The 13,496-nt window shown below is 70.8% G+C and carries 14 protein-coding genes and 1 pseudogene; 5 read left to right on the top strand and 10 right to left on the bottom strand.

The window, feature by feature from the left end:
- The first annotated feature begins 304 nt into the window (after nt 1–304).
- The 5 genes from KUTG_RS34535 to KUTG_RS34515 all read left to right on the top strand — a co-directional run bounded on the left by KUTG_RS34535 (nt 305) and on the right by KUTG_RS34515 (nt 4,472).
- Nucleotides 305–856, top strand: coding sequence for a M23 family metallopeptidase (locus KUTG_RS34535; protein ID WP_063753764.1), 552 nt, complete (start codon nt 305–307; stop codon nt 854–856).
- Between the two features lie 139 nt (nt 857–995).
- The gene (locus KUTG_RS34530) at nt 996–2,507 is read left to right on the top strand and encodes a class I adenylate-forming enzyme family protein (protein ID WP_052395733.1); all 1,512 of its coding nucleotides are present in this window, start codon (nt 996–998) and stop codon (nt 2,505–2,507) included.
- A 44-nt stretch (nt 2,508–2,551) separates the two neighbouring features.
- Nucleotides 2,552–3,316: a phosphosulfolactate synthase gene (locus tag KUTG_RS34525; RefSeq protein ID WP_052395732.1), complete on the top strand. Its 765-nt coding sequence runs from the start codon at nt 2,552–2,554 to the stop codon at nt 3,314–3,316.
- A 155-nt stretch (nt 3,317–3,471) separates the two neighbouring features.
- A complete protein-coding gene (locus KUTG_RS34520) occupies nt 3,472–3,870 on the top strand; it encodes a VOC family protein (RefSeq protein WP_043722845.1) in 399 nt (132 codons plus the stop codon).
- On the top strand, nt 3,870–4,472 hold the full coding sequence (locus tag KUTG_RS34515; RefSeq protein WP_052395731.1) for a histidine phosphatase family protein: 603 nt from the start codon (nt 3,870–3,872) through the stop codon (nt 4,470–4,472). The genes KUTG_RS34520 and KUTG_RS34515 overlap by 1 nt, the downstream gene beginning before the upstream one ends.
- A 71-nt stretch (nt 4,473–4,543) precedes the next feature.
- Here the strand turns inward: KUTG_RS34515 and KUTG_RS34510 are convergent, their stop codons facing one another.
- From KUTG_RS34510 to rplS, 10 genes and pseudogenes are all read right to left on the bottom strand, one after another.
- Entirely contained in the window at nt 4,544–5,407 is an 864-nt protein-coding gene (locus KUTG_RS34510; protein ID WP_369794660.1) for a FliA/WhiG family RNA polymerase sigma factor, read from the bottom strand.
- Between the two features lie 70 nt (nt 5,408–5,477).
- Nucleotides 5,478–6,590, bottom strand: coding sequence for a tyrosine recombinase XerC (locus KUTG_RS34505; RefSeq protein WP_043731606.1), 1,113 nt, complete (start codon nt 6,588–6,590; stop codon nt 5,478–5,480).
- A 217-nt stretch (nt 6,591–6,807) separates the two neighbouring features.
- Nucleotides 6,808–7,932, bottom strand: coding sequence for a DNA-processing protein DprA (gene dprA, locus KUTG_RS34500; RefSeq protein ID WP_043722839.1), 1,125 nt, complete (start codon nt 7,930–7,932; stop codon nt 6,808–6,810).
- Nucleotides 7,929–9,438 (bottom strand): annotated as a pseudogene (locus tag KUTG_RS34495) (YifB family Mg chelatase-like AAA ATPase). Before KUTG_RS34495 ends, dprA begins: the two are co-directional and overlap by 4 nt.
- Entirely contained in the window at nt 9,438–9,821 is a 384-nt protein-coding gene (locus KUTG_RS34490; RefSeq protein WP_043722835.1) for a YraN family protein, read from the bottom strand. Before KUTG_RS34490 ends, KUTG_RS34495 begins: the two are co-directional and overlap by 1 nt.
- 290 nt (nt 9,822–10,111) lie before the next feature.
- Nucleotides 10,112–10,453 (bottom strand): DUF2469 domain-containing protein, encoded by a 342-nt coding sequence (locus KUTG_RS34485; RefSeq protein ID WP_043722832.1) that lies wholly within the window; start codon nt 10,451–10,453, stop codon nt 10,112–10,114.
- Nucleotides 10,450–11,223 carry a ribonuclease HII gene (locus KUTG_RS34480; RefSeq protein WP_043722830.1) on the bottom strand — a complete coding sequence of 258 codons (774 nt, stop codon included), beginning with the start codon at nt 11,221–11,223 and terminating at the stop codon, nt 10,450–10,452. The genes KUTG_RS34485 and KUTG_RS34480 overlap by 4 nt, the downstream gene beginning before the upstream one ends.
- A 1-nt stretch (nt 11,224) precedes the next feature.
- The gene (gene lepB / locus KUTG_RS34475) at nt 11,225–12,190 is read right to left on the bottom strand and encodes a signal peptidase I (RefSeq protein ID WP_043722829.1); all 966 of its coding nucleotides are present in this window, start codon (nt 12,188–12,190) and stop codon (nt 11,225–11,227) included.
- 56 nt (nt 12,191–12,246) lie between these two features.
- Nucleotides 12,247–13,071, bottom strand: coding sequence for a signal peptidase I (gene lepB / locus KUTG_RS34470; RefSeq protein ID WP_052395730.1), 825 nt, complete (start codon nt 13,069–13,071; stop codon nt 12,247–12,249).
- Nucleotides 13,072–13,093: 22 nt separating this feature from the next.
- The gene (rplS, locus tag KUTG_RS34465) at nt 13,094–13,462 is read right to left on the bottom strand and encodes a 50S ribosomal protein L19 (protein WP_043722826.1); all 369 of its coding nucleotides are present in this window, start codon (nt 13,460–13,462) and stop codon (nt 13,094–13,096) included.
- Nucleotides 13,463–13,496 lie beyond the last annotated feature (34 nt).

Raw genomic sequence — 13,496 nt, 5'->3', positions numbered from 1 at the left:
CAAGGGTCGGGTGACCCAGTGCCCTGGTGCCTGGCCGCCGCCCGAACCCGCCGGCCACGTCGCCCCTCGACGAGGGATGACAGCCTCCGGGACCGCCGGACGGCGTACCCCTTTGATCAGGGGTAAGCGCTGGCACGCGAAGTCGACCCGCGATACACAGGTCGCGGGGGAAGTGTACGCCCGAACCCCCTGAACGCCCGAATCGGGCTCTCGGTTGTCCACAGCCTCCGGCCGGCGGGCCGGGTTGTCCACATGTCGATCATCGCTGGTGGCGGCCCCGGCCCGCGAGGTCGACGCTGGACGCATGCCCACCGCCCTCGCCGTGCTCGCCCTGACCGCCGCCTTCCTCGCCACGTCGGACCCGTTGCCGCACACCGACTCTTCCCACGCCTGGTCGCTGCCTCCACCCGCCGCGAGCACGCCCCCGCGCTATGTGTGGCCGCTGTCGCCGCCGCATCCCGTGCTGCGCCCGTTCCAGCCGCCGGCCACTCGCTACGGACCCGGCCATCGTGGCGTCGACCTGGGTGCCGCCGACGGCGAACCGGTGCTGGCCGCGGCGGACGGGGTGGTTTCCTTCGCCGGCTGGGTGGCAACCCGAGGCGTGGTGGCGGTGACCCACGCGGGCGGCCTTCGCACCACGTACGAGCCGGTCCGGCCCGAGGTGCGGCCCGGCCAGCGGGTCCACCGCGGCGAGGAGGTGGGGCGGCTGATGCCCGGTCACGAAGGCTGCTCGGCGGCCTGTCTCCACTGGGGCGCGCGGCGAGGCGACGAATACCTGGATCCGTTGCGCCTGTTGTCCACCCAGCGCGTACGGCTGTTGCCATGGCGTGAACCGCCGTCGGCGGACGCCACCTAATTCGCTGTCCGATTGCTGTCGATCGGCGCCCAATTCCCCCAAATCGGTCGCACACAGCAGGTTCTTAAGTTGCTCCTAAGCGACTCACATCGATCAAGTCAAGAATCGATCAGGTCATCCCACATCGTGAGGAGGCCGCATGGCGGTGGTGTCCCGACTGCTGACCGCACGAGCGCAGGAGCGACCGGCGGCCGCCGCGTTCGTCGCGGGCGCGGACGGCAGGTCGCTCACCTGGTCAGAGCTAGCGTCGCACGCCGAGATCTGGCGTGCGGCCAGTCACGCGACGGCGTTGCCGGCACGGGCCCGGGTCGGGCTCGTGGCCACCGACCCGCTCGCCTTCACCGCCGCATATCTCGGCCTGCTGGCCGCCGGACTGACGGCCGTGCCGCTCGATCCCCGGCTCACCGCGTCGGAACTGTCCAATTCGATCGCCCGACTTCGTGTCGACGTGGTCGCGACGGACACGCCGGACGCATTCGCCACCGAAACCGAATTGTGGTCACTTACCGAATTGGGTCCGATTCCCGTCCGGCCGGCGAGTTCGTCCGCCCGCCCGAGCGAGGGCGCGGCCGTGCGTCCCGCGGTATTGCTGGCCAGTTCCGGCACGACCGGCGCGCCCAAGGGCATTCCGCTGTCCGAATGGCAGCTGATGCACGCGGCGCGTCGGGTCGCCCGCCACCACGGGTTCGGTCCCGACCAGCGCGGCTACACGCCGCTGCCGCTGTTCCACGTGAACGCCCAGGTGATGGGTCTGCTGGCCAACGTCGTCAGCGGCGCGTCGCTGGTGGTGGACCGCCGGTTCGACGTGCGGGCGTACTGGGACCGCGTCGAGCAGTGGCGGCCGACCTGGCTCAACGCCGTGCCCGCGATCCTCGCGTCGTTGGCCGCGGCGCCCGCCCCGAGCGAGAGCGTGATCCGGGGCGTTCGGTTCGCCCGCTCCGCGTCCGCGCCGTTGCCGGAGCACACGCTGCGGGCGTTCACCGAGCACACCGGCGTCGGCGTGCTGGAAACGTACGGCATGACCGAGGCGGCCGGGCAGATCACCGCCAACCCGGTCGAGGCCACCCAGCGCCGTATCGGCTCCGTCGGCCTGCCCGTCGGCATCGGCCTGTCCGTGCTGGACCACGACGGCCGTCCCACGGTCGCCGGCCAGGAGGGCATGGTCGCGCTGCGCGGCCGGCAGGTGGTCAGCCACTACCTCGACCTGTCGGCCGACGTGCCCGAGCGGGCCCGCTCCGCCCGTGACGCCAACGGCTGGCTGCTCACCGGCGACCTCGGCGTCCGCGACGAGGCCGGCTTCGTGCGCCTGTCCGGCCGCGCCGACGACGTGATCAACCGCGGCGGCGAGAAGATCCATCCGCTGGAGATCGAGAACGTGCTGCTCGGCCACCCCGCGGTGCGCACGGCCGCCGTCGTCGGCGCCCCGCACGAGCGGCTCGGGCAGGTGGCCGTCGCCTTCGTCACCGCCGATCCCAGCGCCCGCGCCGAAGAACTCGCCCGTGACCTGCACGAACTCTGCGAGCGGACCCTCACTCGGTACAAGCGCCCGACCACCATCGAGGTGACCGCCGTGCTGCCCACCGGTCCCACCGGCAAGGTCCTGCGCCGCGCGCTGCGGGCCGAGCTGGCCACCGCCGGAGGCGTCCGATGACCACGCCTTCACCGAACCATGAACACCAGTCCAGGAGGCAGCACATGAGCAGCGGCGGGCACGGCACCACCATGATGATCGATCCCGGCCTGCCGACCGGCGCCTTCACCGACGTGATCGACAGCCACGGGCACCTCGTCGACCTGGTCAAGTTCGGCTGGGGCACCGCCCTGGTCACCAAGGACATCGACCGCAAGACCGCCGTGCTGCGCGAGGCCGGCATCGACTTCTACTTCGGCGGCACCCTCTTCGAGCACGCCGTGTGGACCGACCAGCTCGGCGACTACCTCTCCCTGGTCGAACGGACCCAGGCCACCCACATCGAGGTCTCCAACGGCACCATCCCCCTCGACCAGCGCAGCAAGGCCGACTACGTGCGGCGGATGTCCGCCCACCGCCCCGTGCTGTCCGAGGTCGGCTACAAGGACGCCGACCGCTCCGCCCTGCTCACCCCTTCCGACTGGGTCGAGGCGCTCCGCGAGGACCTCGACGCCGGCGCCGCCATGGTCATCACCGAGGCCCGGGAGAGCGGCCGCAGCGGCATCGCCGACTCCGACGGCCACATGCGCTCCGACGTCCTCTCCGCCGTCCTCGACGCGCTCGACCCCGCCTTCGTCATGTTCGAGGCCCCCACCAAGGACCTCCAGGTCGAGCTCATCCGCACCGTCGGCCCCCACGTCAACCTCGGCAACATCGCCACCCACGACGTCGTCGGCGTGGAGACCCTCCGCCGAGGCCTGCGCGGCGACACCCTGCTCTCCCTCACCACAGGCGTCGCCACCGCCCGCACCCTCACCCACTCCAACTAGCCACCCCGCTTCCGCCCCGCTCCCCGCCATGACCACCGCACCGCCTCCGCCCCCTCTCACCACTCGATCGAAACCACCCATTTCTCCCTCCCAACCATCTCTGCCACCGCTCCATCTCCCACCTGAAACCCTGACACGACAAAGGAAAGACGAGGATGCGCAACCAGTTCGACGCCTGCCACATCGCTGTCCCGGCCCGGGATCTGGACGAGGCGCTGGAGTACTACGTGTTCGGGCTGGGCGCGAAGCTGGCCCGACGGTACGAGGACCGGATCACGCTGGACTTCTTCGGGGACCAACTGGTCTGCCACCTGTGCGAGGACGTGCCCGCCGAGGCCGTGGCCTATCCGCGGCACTTCGGGGTGAGCTTCGCCCAGGCGGAGGACTTCGATCGGCTGGTGCGGCTGGTGGAGCACCGCAAGCTGCGGGTGCTCTCGGGGCCGGAGATCCGCTTCGAGGGCACGGCCGAGCAGCACCGGACGCTGTTCCTGGCCGATCCGTCGAGCAACGTGATCGAGTTCAAGAACTACGACGACCCCCGCATGCAGTACTGATGACGGACGTGACGACCCGCCGCTGCGTCCTGCACCTGGTCCGGCACGGCGAGAGCACCTGGAACCTCGCCGGCCGCATCCAGGGCCAGTCGCCCGAGGCCGGCGGCCTCACCGCCGCCGGTCGGGCCCAGGCTCGGCTCACCGCCGAGCTTCTGGCCGAGCGGCCGCGGCCCGCCGCCGTCATCGCCAGCGACCTGCCCCGGGCCCGCGAGACGGCCGAGATCATCGCCGCCCGCCTTGATCTCGCGCTGGAGTTCGATCCCGAGATCCGCGAACAGAATCTCGGCGTCCTGGAAGGTCATCGGCTCGACTCGCCCTTCGCCGACGACCCGACCGCGCAGGACACCGTCGACCGCCTGTGGCGCGAGCCCTTCCTGCGCCCCGACGCCGGCGAGAGCATCGCCGACATGTACGACCGGGTGCACCGCGCCTTCCAGCGTCACGCCGACGCTCGGCCGGGCCTCGACATCGTGCTGGTCACCCACGGCGGCCCGGTCCGCATGGCCTCCACCGCCGAGCCACCCACGCCCGGCGTCCCGGTCCCCCGCATCGGCGTGGACAACGCCTCGGTCACCTCGATCACGATCAACGCCGCGAACTGAGCGGAGTCAGCTGGGCAGTGTGCGCGGGGAGCGCATCCATTCCAGCTGTTCGGTCGTGGACCGGGGACGGGTCAGCTCTCGGACTGCTCGGCGAGCTTGGTGCGCAGGCGGAGGACGGCGCGGGTGTGGAGTTGGCAGACACGGGACTCGGTGACGCCGAGAACGCGGCCGATCTCGGCCAGGGTCAGGTTCTCGAAGTAATAGAGGGTGACGACGATGCGGTCCCGTTCGGCCAACTGGGCGATGGCGTCGGCGAGTTGGCGGCGGCTGTCCTGGTCGACGAGGTTGGCGACGGGGTCCTCGGCGTAGTCGTCGGGCAGGGTCTCGGCCAGGGAGGCGGTGCCGCGGCCGGCGGCGATGAGCTCGTCGAGGGCGACGACGCTGGTCAGCTGGAGCTGGGCGTAGAGCTCCCGCAGCTCGCTGATGGTGATCGACAGCTCGTTGGCCAGCTCGGAGTCGGTGGGAGTGCGCTGTAGGCGTCCGCCGAGGCGTTCGAGAGCACGCTCGACGTCGCGGGCGCGGCTGCGCACGGAGCGGGGAACCCAGTCCTGGGAGCGCAGGTCGTCGAGGATGGCGCCGCGAATGCGCTGCATGGCGTAGGTCTCGAACTTGAGGCCGCGCTCGGGCTCGAACTTCTCGATGGCGTCGACCAGGCCGAAGATGCCCGACTGGATCAGGTCGCCCACGTCGACATGGGCGGGCAGGCCGGTGCCGACGCGGCCGGCGACGTACTTGACCAGCGGCGCGTAGTGCAGCACGAGTCGGTCCCGCAACTCCTGGACCCGGCTCGCGCCGTAGCTGCGCCACAGCGCGACGATGCCGGCTTCGACGTCGTCGGCCGTGCGCTGGTCACCGGGAAGGACCCCGTCGGGCTGGCCCGCACCATACGAGCCCCGCGAGCCTCCGGCGGCCGGACCGTGGCTGCCGTTGCGCATCGTTGTCGTCTCCGGGGCGCGTGTCTCCAGGGAGGGCACGGTTGCCGTGCGGGAACCTCCCCCGGCGTCCTCAGGAACGGGGGTGGGTTCGCTCATGGATCGCCTTAAGCCGTTCGACGGTGACGTGGGTGTAGAGCTGCGTGGTGGCTAGCGTAGCGTGACCGAGCAGCTCTTGGACGGTCCGCAGGTCCGCTCCCCCTTCCAGCAGGTGCGTGGCGGCCGAGTGCCTTAGGCCGTGCGGCCCCGTGTCGACTGCTCCGGGTACCGCACCGACGGCCCCGTGCACGATCTTGCGAGCCGTCCGCTGATCGAGTCTTCCGCCCCGTGCGCCGAGCAGCAGCGCGGCCGGCGAACCGGGCCTGACCAGGGCAGATCGCCCCTCGGCGAGCCAGCGGCGCAGCGCCCGTTCGGCCGGTGCGCCGAACGGCACGACACGCTCGCGGCCGCCCTTGCCGAGCACGCGAATCACTCGGCTGGAGTAGTCCACGTCGCCCAGGTCGAGGCCGCACGCCTCGGACACCCGGACGCCCGTGGCGTAGAGCAGCTCCAACAGAGTTTGGTCACGCAGAGCAACCGCCGCGCCTTCCGCCGCCCCGCTTTCGGCGGCATCCAGCATCGCCGCGGCCTGCTCCTTGCGGAGCACTCCCGGCAGCGTCCGCTGCGGTCGCGGAGCCATCAGCAGCTGCCCCGGATCGGCCGCCAGATGACCGCGCCGACGGGCCCAGGCGGTAAAGGTCCGGGCCGCCGCCGACCGCCTGGCCAGCGTCGACCGGCTCGACCCAGCGGCACGGAGCCTCCCGAGCCAGCCGCGCAGCCCGGCCAGGTCGATATCGGCCACCGCGACCGCCAGCGGCTCCTCGCCGGCGTCGCGGCCCCGGCCATCGGCGTTGCCAGTCCGGTCGCCAGCATCGCGAGCCTGGCCATCGGCAGCGCCGTCGCCGACAGCGTGGTCGCCGGCAGCACGGTGCCGATCGTCGGCGGCATCGGCGGCGGCGTGGGTGGTTGGGGGGTCGGCGTCGCCGTTCGGCGGGGGTGGGGCCAGGTGTCCCAGCAGGGACACCACGTCGCCGAGGTAGGCGCGCACGGTGTGCTCGGAGAGGTTGCGTTCCAGCCGGAGGTGGCGCTCGTAGTCCGAGAGCACCGCCTCGACGTCAGCGGGCAGCCGCTGGCGGAGCCGGATCAGCTCCTGCACAGCCGGCCGTCGTGAAGAGGGCATCGAACGCGTGTCACATCCCCGCGAGCGGCGAGGCGACGTGCGGCCTCAGCGAGCCGACCCGTCCGATCCTGTGATGTCCACCCGCGTGGATGACCCTCGTGTGACGGCACATAGCCCAACACGGTGCGCCGCAACCCGTTCGTGGTCAAGCATCGCCACACCCGTTGGAGTGGCCTCTGCCCGTTCATCCCCGTCCGCGGCACCACCCCGACTCACACTTTTGGACTAGCCCCAACAACTCCAGTTCCGGCAGCAACGCTCTGACCCGCGACAATGGCACGCCGGAACCGACGGCGATCTGCTCGGCGCTCACGCCGCCCCGAGTTGGCAACTCCTCGTGCACGCGCAGCATCACCCGATCGAGACCATCAGTTGCCCGCGCGGGTTCATCCGATCGAGTAGTTGCGTCAACACCGATCCGTCCGGCATCGGCCAACACGTCCTCCGCGGAGCACACCGCGCTCGCCCCGGCCGTGCGCAACAGGTCGTGGCAGCCGACCGACATCGCCGACGTGACCGGACCGGGCACCGCCATCAGCGGCCGGCCGAGCTCACTTGTTGTCGCAGCGGTGTTTCTCGAACCGCTTCGACGGCCCGCCTCCACCACGACCGTGCCCGCGGCCAGCGCGGCGATGAGCCGATTCCGCACCAGGAAACGATGTCTGGCCGGCCGGGTGCCCGGCGGGTACTCGCTGACCACCGCCCCCGTGGCCGCGATCCGGGCCAGCAGGTCGGTATGCCCCGCCGGATAGGCCACATCGACGCCGCAGGCCAGCACCGCGACCGTACGGCCGTCGGCCCGGAGAGCTCCGCGGTGCGCACTGCCGTCGATTCCGTATGCCGCGCCGGAAACGATCGTCACGGACTGCCGGGCGAGGTCGTAGGCGATCTCCGCGGCGACTCGCTCGCCGTAGCTGGTGGCCGCCCTGGCGCCGACCACGGCGACCGCCTCCTGGACGAGTTCGTCGAGCCGGGCCCGCCCTCGCACCCAGAGACCCAACGGCTCGGTCATGCCCGGCACGTCTCGGGCGGCGGCGTTGGCCAGGGCCAACAACTGCCAGGCCGGCCACTCCTCGTCCTCAGGGATCACCAAGCGGGTCTGCCGGCCCGCGGCCTCCTCCAGGTCACGCGCGGCGAAGTCAAGGTGTCGTCGCGCCGCTGTCTCATCGGTGTCGACCTCGCCGGACCGGACCATCTCGGCCGCCCGGACCGGTCCGACGCCGGCCACCAGAGACACCATGTCGGGCGCCGGCGGCTCCGCCACGCGGAGCAGATAAGCCCTGGCCAGCCGGGCATCGTCGGTCGTCACGCCGCCCTCCGGTCCCGGAACTCCAGTGCGGCCCCGACGTCGTCGCCGTCCGGGCGGTCCTTCTCGGCCAGGTCGGCAAGCGTCCAGGCGATGCGGAGGCACCGGTCCGCGCCACGGGCGCTGACGAAGCCCGTCTCGAGTCCTCGATCGAGCAGCCGCATGGCCTTGGCCGGCAGTCGAAAATGGCGGCGCAGAGCCGGTCCGGGCACCTCGGCGTTGGTCTGCCAGCCGTGCTCGGCCCACCGCTCGGCCGCTCGCACCCGAGCCTTGGTGACCCGCTCCCGCACCGTCGCAGAACTCTCCGGCGGCCCGAGGTCGGCGTTGTCCATGGCGTGGATGGGCCGCATCCGGGTGCGGATGTCGATGCGGTCCAGCAGCGGCCCGGACAGGCGCGAGAAGTACCGCCGCCGCTCGTACGGCGAGCATTTGCAGTCGACGTCTCGGATCGGCGCGCAGGGGCACGGGTTCGTGGCCAGCACCAACTGGAATCGGGCGGGGTAGCGCGCGACGCCGTCGCGGCGGGCGATCCGGATCTCGCCCTCCTCGACGGCGGTCCGCAGCGCCTCCAACTGGGATCCGCCGAATTCGCAGGCTTCGTCCAAGAAGAGCACGCCGCGATGGGCCAGGCTGATCGCGCCGGGTCGGGCCATGCCGACGCCGCCGCCGATGAGGGACGCCATGGACGCCGAGTGGTGTGGGGCGATGAGCGTCGGCACCGTCATGAGCGGCACTTTGGGAGACAGCGTGCCGGCGATGGAGTGGATGGCCGTCACCTCCAGCGCCTCGTTCGGCGTGAGCGGCGGCAACAGCCCGGTGATGCGTTCGGCCAGCATGGTTTTGCCGGTGCCCGGCGGTCCGACGAGCAGGGTTGTGCGCCCCGGCGGCGGAGACCTCGAGCGCCCACCGAGCCTCGGGCTGGCCGACGACGTCGGCGAGATCCAGGCCCGGGGCCATGACGGCCGGAACGGGCGGACGGGGTGTGACCAGGCCCGACTCCTCGTCCTTCAGCCAGGACAACACGTCGGCGAGGCGATGGGCGCCGAGCGCCTGGATACCGGCGACGAGCGCGGCCTCGGCCAGCGACTCCTCCGGCACGACGGCGCACTTCAGACCGGCCCGCCGGGCGGCGAGCAGTCGTGGCAGCACACCGCGGACCGGCCTGACCCGACCGTCCAGGGCCAGTTCGCCGATCATCACCGTGCCGACCAGCTTCGTCTGCGGCACGCTGCCGGCGCCGGCGAGCACGGCACACGCCAGGCCGAGGTCGTAGCCGGAACCGCCCTTGGGCAGGTCGGCCGGGGACAGCGCCAGCATGACCTGGTCCGGCCACTCCAGGCCGGAGTTCCGGACCGCGGCCCGCACGCGGTCCTTGGACTCGTTCAGCGCCGTGTCGGGCAGGCCCAACAGCTGCACCTTGGGTTTGCCGTGGCTGACGTCGGCCTCGATCTCCACGGGCACCCCGTCCACGCCGAGCAGCGCGACCGACCACGTGCGCGACAGCGGCATCAGAAGGCTCCCCGCAGGTGCTCCACGCGGGCCGGCCCGTGGCCCGGCCAGAGGATGGAGATGATGTCGAAACGCGTGTCGCAGTAGGCGATCCGGTACGCCGCCCGCCATCGATGCGTGAGCCGGCGGATCCGGGTCGCCTTCATGTAGTCGACCGCCTCGGCCGGCTTGCCGTAGGCCGTGCCCGAGCGGGTCTTCACCTCGCACACCACGAGCAGGCCCGTGCGGCGGTCCACGGCGACGATGTCCAGCTCACCCTCGGGACATCGCCAGTTCCTGGACAGCACCACCAGGCCTTGGCCCTCCAGGAAAAGGGCCGCCAGCTCCTCGCCCATCCTGCCCAGCTGGGCCGGGCTGACTGCACTGCACTGATCGCGGGTCATGCGTCGACAGTGCGCCGAACGGCGCAGTAGTCGCTACGCCGTCCGCGCCGTTGTGGACAACTCGGAAGTTGTCCACAGGCTGTGGTCGAAGTCGGCCGCACGCCAGGATCGTGTGGTTGGGTGGGGCGGGGCCGAGTGCGCGCGGCAAACCGAGAAGGCGGGCACGCCCCGGCCGACAGATGAAGAATTTTCCGGGGTTCGGTGTGACGCTGGGCGGGACTCGCGGGGGTGCGGCAGGTGTGGAAAGGGGCTCCACCCGCAGGGTGGAGCCCCTCTTCGCGACACGACCGTCAGGTGGCGGGGCCGCCGCCGGCGCCGAAGGGGCCGTCCTCGGGCAGACGGAGATCGGGCTTGTCCAGCTCCTCGACGTTGACGTCCTTGAAGGTGATCACCCGGACGTTCTTGACGAAGCGCGCCGGGCGGTACATGTCCCACACCCAGGCGTCGGACATCCGCACCTCGAAGTAGACCTCGCCCTCGGCGTTGCGCACCTGGACGTCGACGGCATTGGCCAGGTAGAACCGGCGCTCGGTCTCCACAACGTAGGAGAACTGACCGACGATGTCGCGGTACTCCTTGTAGAGCTGAAGCTCCATCTCGGTCTCGTACTTCTCGAGATCCTCCGCGCTCATCGGACCCGCGTCCCTCCTCGTCGTGAGCCAGGTACCCCGACCTCCGGGGACGCTCCATTCTGAACCACGCGGCGTGCCACCTCGTGCGGAGGGCACATGTTGTGCGATCGACCGGCCGCGGCGACGTTCACGTACGACCAGCGGTGCTCGGCGGTCGGGCCGTGCTCGTTCAACGCGGCGGTGTGCTCGGCGGTGCAGTAGCCCTTGTGCACGTCAAAGCCGTAACGCGGCAGCTCCTGGTGCAATTCCGTCATGATCCGGTCCCTGGTCACCTTGGCGAGCACCGAGGCGGCGGCCACGCAGGCCACCACCTGATCCCCCTTGATGACGGCGGTGCTGGGCGCGGTGAGGCCCGGCACCTTGAAGCCGTCGACCAGAACATAACCCGGATGGGTGGTGAGCTGGGCCACCGCGCGCCGCATGCCCTCGATGTTGGCCACGTGCACGCCGATGCGGTCGACCTCGGCCGGCGGGATGACGATGACGGCGAAGTCCAGCGCGCGGGCCAGCACCAGGTCGTACATCCGCTCACGGGCGTTCTCGGTGAGCAGCTTGGAGTCGGTGAGCCCCTCCAGCCTGCGGGCGTCGCCGGGCCGCAGCACGCACGACGCGACGACCAGCGGCCCCGCGCAGGCGCCCCGGCCGGCCTCGTCAACGCCGGCGACGGGTCCTAAACCACGTCGGTCCAGCGCCGACTGCAAAGCCCAGTTGCCCGTGCTGCCCCGGATGACCGCCCGCTGCGGCCGGAGCTCGTTGCCCGCGACTACCACCTCAGCTGTCGCTCCTGGCGAAAAGTCCGAACATCTTGCGGCGTATCCGGCGGCCGATCCACAGGGTCGGGAAGGCCGCGGCGAGGCCGACGCCGGCCGGCAACCCTTCCTGCCAGGCGGGCGCGCCGATCGCGGAGGCCTGGGCCTGCGGGTCGACGGTGGTCACGCCGCCCCATCGCTGCGGCGGCAACACGATCAGCCGCGCCTTGCCGATCACGTTGGCCACCGGGACCGCGCCGGCCAGCAGGTCGCCGTGACCCTGCAGTCGGGAGTCGTCGGAGTTGTTGCGGTTGTCGCCCATCACCCACAGCTTGCCGTCCGGCACCTTCACCGGCCCGAACGTCATCTGCGTCGGCGGATAGTCGGGCCGCCAGTAGATGTAGGGCTCGTTGAGCGGCTTGCCGTCGACGACGACCCGGTTGTTGTCGCAGCACTGCACGGTCTGACCGCCGACCGCGACGACGCGCTTGATCAGGTCGTACTCGTTGGGCGGGTACAGCGAGATGGCCGAGGCGGCGTTCTCGAAGCCCCGCACGATCGGATTGTCCGACTGCTGGGCCTGGAACTCGCTCTTGTCCCAGTTGTCCGGCGCCTTGAACACGATCACGTCGCCGGGCGACACGTTCGCGAAGTCGTAGGTCAGCTTGTCGACGAGGACCCGGTCGTCGGTGCAGCCGTCGCAGCCGACGAGGGTCATCTCCATCGACTCGGACGGGATGACGTAGACGCGTGCCAGGAAGGTCTGGATCAGGATCGTCAGCACCAGCGCGGTGACGATCAGGATCGGCAGTTCCTTCCAGAACGAGCGTTTCTTCTCGGGCCCGCGGCGACGGCGCGTGCGCGACGTGGCGGCGCCCGCGAGAAGACCCGGCTCCGACTCGGCCTGCTCGGACTCGGAAGAGATCGGCTTGGGCTCCTCCGGGTCCGGGTTGCTCTGCTGGTTCTGCGAGGGCACGACGTCGGTCACCGGGCCAGGTTACGCTAGCGCTGGTGGGGTCGAGGTACAGCTGGCCGTACGGTCCCCTACACGGGTAGTGACGAATCCGCCCAATCCCGACGACGCCACCACAGCAGGGCCAGACCACCCGCGGCGAGCTGCGGATCGTGGTCGGAGATGAAGCCCCAGCGGCCCGGCGGCAGCACGATCACGCGGGCCTTGCCGATCACGTCGGTGACGGCGATGGTGCCGTTCACCCCGCCGCCGCCCTGGAACCGGGAGTCGTTGGAGTTGAGCCGGCTGTCGCCCATCACGAACAGCCGCCCCGCGGGCACCGTGACCGGACCGAAGTTCTCGGTCTTCGGCTCGCGCCCCGGCACGTAGTAGATGTAGGGCTCGTCCAACGGCTTGCCGTCCACCAGCACGCGGTTCCGCGCGTCGCAGCACCGGATGGTCTGGCCGCCGACGGCGATGACCCGCTTGACGAAGTCGCGCTCGTCGACCTGCGCCAGCCCGATGAGCGAGCCGAGCCACTGGACCGCGGCCACGACCGGATTGTCGGTGTGCTCGGCGGTGAAGTCGTTGTGCGTCCACGCTTCCGGGCCGCGGAACACCACGACGTCGCCGGGCGAGGGGTCGCGGAACCGGTAGATCACCTTGTCGACCAGCACGCGGTCGTCGGCGCAGCCGGCGCAGCCGTGCAGCGTCTGCTCCATGGAGCCGGACGGGATGACGTAGACCTTGGCCAGGAAGGTCTGGATCAGGACGGTCAGCACGAGGGCGATCCCGATCAGGATCGCCGTCTCCCTGAGAAAGGAGCCGGTGCGCTGACGGCCCTTGCCGCCATCTTTCGATGGCGGCAAGGGCCGTTCGGCGTCGTCGTGCTCGTCCCGGGCCTCGTCGGTGCTCACCGGGGCGAAAAAAAGCGTTCGATCAGGAGGTGGCCTTGGCCGGGAGCGCGTCCCGCTTCTCCTTGATCTTGGCGGCCTTGCCGCGCAGGTCGCGCAGGTAGTACAGCTTGGCGCGACGCACGTCACCGCGGGTCACGCGCTCGATCTCGGCGATGTTCGGGGAGTGCACCGGGAAGGTGCGCTCGACGCCGACGCCGAACGAGATCTTGCGCACGGTGAAGGTCTCGCGGATGCCGCCGTTCTGCCGGCGGATCACAACGCCCTGGAACACCTGGACGCGCTCACGCGAACCCTCGATGACGCGGACGTGGACCTTCAGGGTGTCGCCCGGACGGAAGTCCGGGATGTCGGAACGCAGCGACTGAGCGTCCAGAGCGTCCAGGGTGTTCATCGGTGGTCCGTCCTCGTCCTTCGGGTGTCTGTCG

Source organism: Kutzneria sp. 744 (assembly GCF_000568255.1).
GTDB lineage: Bacteria > Actinomycetota > Actinomycetes > Mycobacteriales > Pseudonocardiaceae > Kutzneria.
Note: the sequence above shows the minus strand (reverse complement) of the source record. Positions and strands in the feature narration are given on the sequence as shown.